2 protein-coding genes are annotated in these 2017 nt (G+C 36.5%); both read left to right on the forward strand.

The window, feature by feature from the left end; genetic code table 11:
- Nucleotides 1-354 precede the first annotated feature (354 nt).
- Nucleotides 355-753, forward strand: a complete 399-nt coding sequence (locus IEU71_RS10000; RefSeq protein ID WP_004913872.1) for a hypothetical protein — start codon at nucleotides 355-357, stop codon at nucleotides 751-753.
- Between the two features lie 188 nt (nucleotides 754-941).
- Nucleotides 942-1949, forward strand: a complete 1008-nt coding sequence (locus IEU71_RS10005; RefSeq protein ID WP_004913867.1) for a terminase large subunit domain-containing protein — start codon at nucleotides 942-944, stop codon at nucleotides 1947-1949.
- The last annotated feature ends 68 nt before the right edge of the window (nucleotides 1950-2017 follow it).

The following is a 2017-nucleotide window of genomic DNA, read 5'->3' on the forward strand; positions in this document are numbered from 1 at the left end:
ACACTCAACTGGCAATCACCACGAAAGGTTTTTCAGCAGTTTGCAGTGTTCGGTTAATTCTTGCAATCTACCATATGAATAACGAAAGACCCGGCAAAAAGATGGTCTTTCAATGGCATATACTACAGGCCCAAAGGGAAAGAGAATCCTAATAGACCATTTTGGAACGCTATAAAAAAATATGGTTTTGATAACTTTGAACATATCATCTTAGAAAGCGGATTAACTTTTGAAGAAGCGATAGAACGAGAAATAAAAACCATAGCTCAATATAAGGCAACCGATAGTAGGTTTGGGTATAATGTTTCTAAAGGTGGTGGTGGCGGTGTTATTTACAAAGTTCATCCAAGGGGAATGCTTGGTAAACATCAAACCGAGTTCCAAATAGCTAGTCATCGGTCTTGGTCTTTGAAAAAAGAAAACAACCCAATGACAAATGGAAAAGTAAAGTGGGGTGTTACTCACAACCATCCAAAAGGTATGCTAGGCAAGCGACAGTCAGAAAAGCACAAAGAAGCCATGTCTAAAAAAACAGGTAAAAATCATGTTGGCGCAACAAAAATTAAAGTAATATCAACTGACGGAACCAGCGAAATGTTTTATGGATTTAGAGAGCTTGAAGAAAAAGCCGGAATAGGGTCAGCATTAGCGAGAAAGTTGATCAAAAGCGGCTTGCCTTACAAAAGTGTAGTCGGCAGTCCGAATAGATATAAAAGATTAATAGGTTATAAAATTGAGAAGATACCGAGCTAAGTTGTTAGATTGCGAAAGGCTAACAAACAGTGTAACGCATATCGAGTGAATAAATATAATCTCGCCAAGAGGATCCAGCAATTTTTAATTAAATTGAAAATGTATGCTAAGCTGAACGTGAATTGACACGTTGATGAAAATGAGGGCGACCTCCAGAGCGCAAGGTAAAAAACTTGTGGTTAATAACAATGAAAACGACCCTGATTTCAGGATTAGCTTCATATATGGCTGGTTTTGATAACGAAAAAGGTGCGCAAATATATGCACTAGCCAACCGAGCAGATCAATCAAGATTGCTGTTTGAAGAAACTGGAAAAATGATTAAAGCAAGTCCGTTTTTAAGTGATAGATTTGTAACCAAGAAAACAGAAATAGAATATCCAAAATCAAATTCTGTTATAAAAGCACTGTCTGCTGAAAAATCAGGAAAAGATGGTTACAATACCCACATGGCTGTGTTTGATGAAATTCATGAATATAAAGATTATTCATTGATAAACGTTATGCGAAACTCAATGGGTATGCGTTCACAACCAATGACAATTTACATTACCACAGCTGGATATGAATTGAATGGACCATTGGTTGAAATGATAGCCACCGCTCGTGGTGTTCTGTCTCATTATGACAATAACGAAAACGAACGTACATTTTATTATCTAGCAGCAATGGATAGTGAAGATGAAATTGATGATCCAGAATTATGGATAAAAGCCAATCCTAACTTCCCAATGATGCAAGGACTTAATATGTTGAGCAGTTGGAAAAGCTCTCGTAGAGTTCCGGGAGAAAAATTGGATTGGATCACTAAGGTGTTTAATATTTTCAGTGAATCTAGCGAATTGAGCTTTTTGGATAATGAAACAATTCTATCGAATGCAGAAAACCACATAGATTTAGATGAATTGAAGTTGATACGTCCTGTTGCTGGGTTTGATTTATCAGAAACAGAAGACTTCACGGCGGTAACATTGGAATTTCCATTACCAGACGGCAGAATATATTTAATGTCGCATTCTTTTGTACCACAGTCTAAATATGATAAAGACGTTGATAGACAACCCACGTATCGTAAATGGGAGGCAGAAGGTGATCTAACTATAATTCCGGGGAAAATAGTTGATTATGAGTATATTTTGAACTATATCAAGGAAAAGGATAAAGAATATCGGATTAGGCAGATAAACTGCTCATAAGTCAATAATTCGGAATGTTTTTTATCTAGGGCTGAACTGATTAGGCAACTTTTATTTTTTGATTGGCA

The organism is Leuconostoc falkenbergense, assembly GCF_014634805.1.
GTDB classification, from domain to species: Bacteria; Bacillota; Bacilli; order Lactobacillales; family Lactobacillaceae; genus Leuconostoc; species Leuconostoc falkenbergense.

Coding starts and splice junctions, on each gene's coding strand:
- IEU71_RS10005 (WP_004913867.1), top strand. CDS start 942: ATGAAAACGACCCTGATTTCAGGATTAGCTTCATATATGGCTGGTTTT.
- IEU71_RS10000 (WP_004913872.1), top strand. CDS start 355: ATGCTTGGTAAACATCAAACCGAGTTCCAAATAGCTAGTCATCGGTCT.